Below are 4,288 nucleotides of genomic sequence, written 5' to 3'. Positions count from 1 at the left end.
CAATTGACTCATCGACAAGTCGACCGGCTGCCATATCCTCCTTTGATTCTTTTATGGCAGCATCTAATTCATATTCTCTTAACTGGATATATTCTTCCATTGATAGAACGACGTAGTTATTCTTACCTCTTACCGAAATAATTGCTTCTCCGGTCTCCGATGTTTTTTCATCGATTATTGAGACGCCTTTTACCTTCAAATCATTTGCAGTTACAATATTATTCATACTATTAACCTCCCTGTATATAGTACTATTAATCGTACTGTTTATCAAGATTTAATGATCATGCAACATAAATCTCTTTTTTGGTATTAACAACTCTGGTGGTGGTAGTATATTTTCAACCTTGTTAGCTTCTAACAATGCCTCTCGTATTCAAAGGTCATACATAAAAACCGCCATATAATGAGCAATCTTACAAGAAAAATAAGAATTGAAGATGACATGGGTCTGCGAAGTGGCATAGCCATTTTGTAGACTCGCTGTTAGTAGGAGTTTTTATCATGACTCCGAAGAATTGGCTAAAACAAATGACCATCCTGACATAAAATCGTTAATTGCTCGGTCAATTTTCAACTGATAATCAGCCGGATATCCTTCTGAATGGTTCTTAATTGCTGATAATTCTGTTAGTAAATCATCATATTCAGATTGAGTTATTATAAGTTGCCTTTTTCTTTCATTTATCTGCATAATTAATTCATCCGACATGATTGGAAGAATATTTTCAAAAAAAGCGGGATCTGTATTTTTTAGCAGTACTTTTATCTTCATTTTATCTCCAATAATTTCCATGATAAAAATTTTCTATAACGTTCCGCGAATATGAGAAGTTGGCCGAAGGCCAAGTTGGGTGAAAGGGGGGTCAGTGACTGGAACCGCATATTCCCTTGTTATGTAATGTTGAAAAGTGTCACTTGTGCTTAGTCTTCAGGTAAATCTTCAAATTCTTTTCTCTTGTTTTCAAACCATTCTTCCATTTTTTGAGGTTGCTCCATCATGGTTTTCATCTCATTCATTGCTTTTAGATGAGCTTCGTCACCTTTCTGAACCATCTCCATTCCATGAATTCTACTCATCTCAGCTATCTCATCAAAAGTATTCGCATGGAATTTCCTATCACAGGCCCCTCCAAGTTGTTTGCATGTCATAGTTTTCATTTATTACTCCTCCTCCTGGCTGTACTGGCAGCGAAAGATCGAGATCAACTGTCTGTCCTGCGGCCGCATCCTGCCCGCCGGGAAGTTGATGGAAGGCATGCAGCCGGACAGGCTTGTTATGCGATGAATTGTGAAGCGTCAACAGAGCTTTCGTTATAGAGAACTTCGGGGTCTAAATCTGCTCCATTGGGCCATTCTATAGTATCGAATTTTACTGATACTGCATTGAATATTGAAACATCCCGTAATTCTGAAAAGATACCGCAATCAAGATAGGGGGAAACATCAAAATAGCGTTTCTCATCATTCTCAAAAGTAAGTAACAATTTGTAATCTGAAAGAGGTTTTACATCTTTAACACCCAAATACATAAAATCCTCCTTCTATCATAGTCTATTTTGCTTCACAACTATTCGCACGACGCCCGCGAGTACCCTAAGGTGGAGATCAACCAGGGCAATTTAGGCGGAGGTGCTGCACGCCGCAGCGAGGTACTCGCTGTTACCGGAAGTTTGAACTATCAAGATGTTTTTACTATTCGATTAATCTGCTTCAATTCTTCCTTTATTTTGAGCCGCTCTTCCTCTAAATCATAATCATCCTGGATACCTAGCCAGAATTGAGGCGAATTACCAAAGAATTCAGATAACCTCAACGCGGTATCTGCCGTTATAATCGTGATACACCTTATCCATTCGCGCCTTGAGGTTCTGTCTCAGATCGGTAAGGCTAGTCTACGTATATTCAAGAATATTTTTAATCATTTCCTTTTCAATAGTTCTATAGATATAGTAATCAGAATCAATTGTAACAATCTCTTTGATTTTGAGTTTTTCCGATAGAACAACCATAGTCGCATCGGCCAAATCCATTGGAATATCGGAGTATTTTTCCGACAATGCAATTATTCGATCTATATCCTCAAGTGTTACTTCTTCTATGATTAAACCGCCGAGTCTGATCCATCTAAACAGGTCAATTTGTACCTGTACATTAAAATCCAACATATGTGAGGCTTCTGTTATTACCGGCCAGCTTGTTATCAATCGACCTTTATAGGTTTCAAGAAAACTTTTTACTACTTGGTGGTATTTATCATTTTTATTGAAAAGTGCGATGATTGGCCCTGCATCAATGAGAGTGCTTTTCATGCAATTTTTCCTTCACTTTTCTCTTATATACCTCTGATGCATTCTCTTCAGCGCCATATTTCCCAAAGAGCTCTTTGCCTAGTTCATAAGAACTTTTGCCTTGTATATGTTGATCATAATAATCACTGATGGCCTTTTTTATAATTTCAGATTTAGAGCTTTTTTCCATTTCAGTGAGTATTGAAAGTTTGCTATCTATCTCGTGGTTTAATCGAACCGTAGTCATGTTTTCACCTCGTATTACTAATTGTAATACACCCTGTCGGATTCGTCAACTATTTGTTACACAGTGATCGTGCTCTGAATATAAACTTTGTATAGACTGTAAGTAATCTTGTAAAAAAGTCGGCACGATGCAAGTTAGGAAAGATGCTAGAGTGACCAGGGCGACATCTATGTACTTAAGAACTTGTCTACATCCTGGGCTATTTCGATTGTCTCGTTGACAGTCCTGCCCTGGGCAACTAAGCCGGGGATATCTTCCGATTCTGCCAGATACTGGCCGTTATCTACTTTGGATATGCTCAAATGTACCGAATACATAGCACTCATAGTTTGAGCATACACCTATTATGTTCTGGAAGCAATCTCGCCAAAAAGTTGCGTCGACGCAACTTAGGAAAAACGCTATATAGAAGAGGTATGCATATGTATAATAACCTGTTTTTCATGATGTTTTAATTATTGACTGCCGTGTTACTCCAAGTCGCCTCGCTTCCTTGCCGAGAGATTTTATCATCCACTCCGGAATACGTAAAATTTACTCCTGATCTTTATGAATAAAGTCTATTTTTAGTTCATACCCCAATGCATGGGCGTATTCTTTTATGGTTGAAAGCCGGGGGGAGCTTTTCGAGTTGGCACTTTCAAGCCTGGAAATATTACTTTTCTTAGTATGAAGTCTATCAGCCACTTCTTCTTGGGTTAAGCCAGCTTTTGAGCGAAGCTCGATTAATTGTTTACGCAGTTCATAAATCGGCTTCAGTTTTTCATACTCTTCTCGAACTTCTGGGTCTTTAAGTGCTTCTTTCTTAAAATCAGAAAAATCTACTCTTTCCATTTTGAACCTCCTTCATTCGTTTCCTTGCAATATCAAGCTCTTTCTTTGGGGTTTTATTGGTTTTCTTGATGAAAGAATGAAGTATCACCACTTCATTCCCTTTAATAGTGCAAAAGAGAGAGCGTCCTATACCTTCTTTTCCTTTTGCCCGTATTTCAAAAAGTCCTTTCCCGAATGCTTTAGTATAAGGCATGCCCAGAGAAGGCCCATACTGCTCAATCATTTCTACAATATGGAGAAAGTTTGCAAGGATTCCTTTGGGAAATTTGAGTGTTACCTCGGAAACTTTCTTATTGTAAAATGATACTTTCCAATCCACAGATATAAGTTATCATAAATGATAACATTTTACAAGTATATAGATGGTTCTTTGTTTAAAGCAATTTGGGTGAAGCGAAGCCGGGCAGTATTCTGATTTAGCAATCGTGCAAAAAAAACTTGCGTCGACGCAACTTAGGATAAATTCTATATAGCAGAGAAGTGTATATGTATTTTAACCTGTTTTTCTATGACTGCTTGCTTCAAGTTTTTCAGCCAGCCATACTTTAATTATTGACTGCCGTGTTACTCCAAGCCGCCCTGCTTCCTTGTCGAGAGATTTTATCATCCACTCCGGAAAATCTACATTCACTCGTCTTTGTTCGTGTAGAACTCGTTTTCCCTTCTTTAGATCTAAATCTTTTATTATGTTTTCGCCATTGTCAAATTTTGTATCCAAATCAGATGCTTTCATACAAATCTATCTCCTCTTCCCTGGATCTTCTCACAGAAATTATCGTGATGACTACTGAAAATCCAAAACAAGCTTTTTATTGAACACCCGTGCTACTTTTTCAATAGTTGCTAATCTTACACTTTCTGAGTGATTCTCTAACCTTGAAACAGCGCTTTTTGTTGTGGAAAGCTTTTTCGCCAA

Annotated in this window: 11 protein-coding genes; all 11 read right to left on the bottom strand. The window is 37.9% G+C overall.

The window, feature by feature from the left end; translation table 11 throughout:
* On the bottom strand, window positions 1–226 hold a 226-nt coding region (locus tag R6U02_RS01920; RefSeq protein WP_410261943.1), incomplete at its 3' end, for a hypothetical protein.
* A 276-nt stretch (window positions 227–502) separates the two neighbouring features.
* Window positions 503–796, bottom strand: a complete 294-nt coding sequence (locus R6U02_RS01915) for a hypothetical protein (protein ID WP_410261942.1) — start codon at window positions 794–796, stop codon at window positions 503–505.
* A 128-nt stretch (window positions 797–924) separates the two neighbouring features.
* Window positions 925–1,161 (bottom strand): hypothetical protein, encoded by a 237-nt coding sequence (locus R6U02_RS01910; RefSeq protein WP_410261941.1) that lies wholly within the window; start codon window positions 1,159–1,161, stop codon window positions 925–927.
* A 116-nt stretch (window positions 1,162–1,277) separates the two neighbouring features.
* On the bottom strand, window positions 1,278–1,526 hold the full coding sequence (locus R6U02_RS01905) for a DUF2442 domain-containing protein (RefSeq protein ID WP_410261940.1): 249 nt from the start codon (window positions 1,524–1,526) through the stop codon (window positions 1,278–1,280).
* Window positions 1,527–1,895: 369 nt separating this feature from the next.
* A complete protein-coding gene (locus R6U02_RS01900) occupies window positions 1,896–2,312 on the bottom strand; it encodes a type II toxin-antitoxin system VapC family toxin (RefSeq protein ID WP_410261939.1) in 417 nt (138 codons plus the stop codon).
* A complete protein-coding gene (locus tag R6U02_RS01895) occupies window positions 2,293–2,538 on the bottom strand; it encodes a ribbon-helix-helix protein, CopG family (protein ID WP_410261938.1) in 246 nt (81 codons plus the stop codon). The genes R6U02_RS01900 and R6U02_RS01895 overlap by 20 nt, the downstream gene beginning before the upstream one ends.
* A 167-nt stretch (window positions 2,539–2,705) precedes the next feature.
* Window positions 2,706–2,864 carry a type II toxin-antitoxin system HicB family antitoxin gene (locus tag R6U02_RS01890; protein WP_410261937.1) on the bottom strand — a complete coding sequence of 53 codons (159 nt, stop codon included), beginning with the start codon at window positions 2,862–2,864 and terminating at the stop codon, window positions 2,706–2,708.
* Between the two features lie 208 nt (window positions 2,865–3,072).
* Window positions 3,073–3,372, bottom strand: coding sequence for a helix-turn-helix domain-containing protein (locus tag R6U02_RS01885; RefSeq protein WP_410261936.1), 300 nt, complete (start codon window positions 3,370–3,372; stop codon window positions 3,073–3,075).
* Window positions 3,350–3,691 (bottom strand): type II toxin-antitoxin system RelE/ParE family toxin, encoded by a 342-nt coding sequence (locus tag R6U02_RS01880; RefSeq protein WP_410261935.1) that lies wholly within the window; start codon window positions 3,689–3,691, stop codon window positions 3,350–3,352. The genes R6U02_RS01885 and R6U02_RS01880 overlap by 23 nt, the downstream gene beginning before the upstream one ends.
* 174 nt (window positions 3,692–3,865) lie before the next feature.
* Window positions 3,866–4,105: a type II toxin-antitoxin system BrnA family antitoxin gene (brnA, locus tag R6U02_RS01875; protein ID WP_410261934.1), complete on the bottom strand. Its 240-nt coding sequence runs from the start codon at window positions 4,103–4,105 to the stop codon at window positions 3,866–3,868.
* A gap of 51 nt (window positions 4,106–4,156) precedes the next feature.
* Window positions 4,157–4,288, bottom strand: coding sequence for a helix-turn-helix domain-containing protein (locus R6U02_RS01870; protein WP_410261944.1), 132 nt, complete (start codon window positions 4,286–4,288; stop codon window positions 4,157–4,159).

This window comes from Alkalibacterium sp., from assembly GCF_046484155.1.
In the GTDB taxonomy this organism is placed as follows: Bacteria; Bacillota; Bacilli; order Lactobacillales; family Carnobacteriaceae_A; genus Alkalibacterium.
The sequence above is the reverse complement of the archived record's forward strand: the minus strand, read 5'-3'. Positions and strand labels throughout refer to the sequence as shown.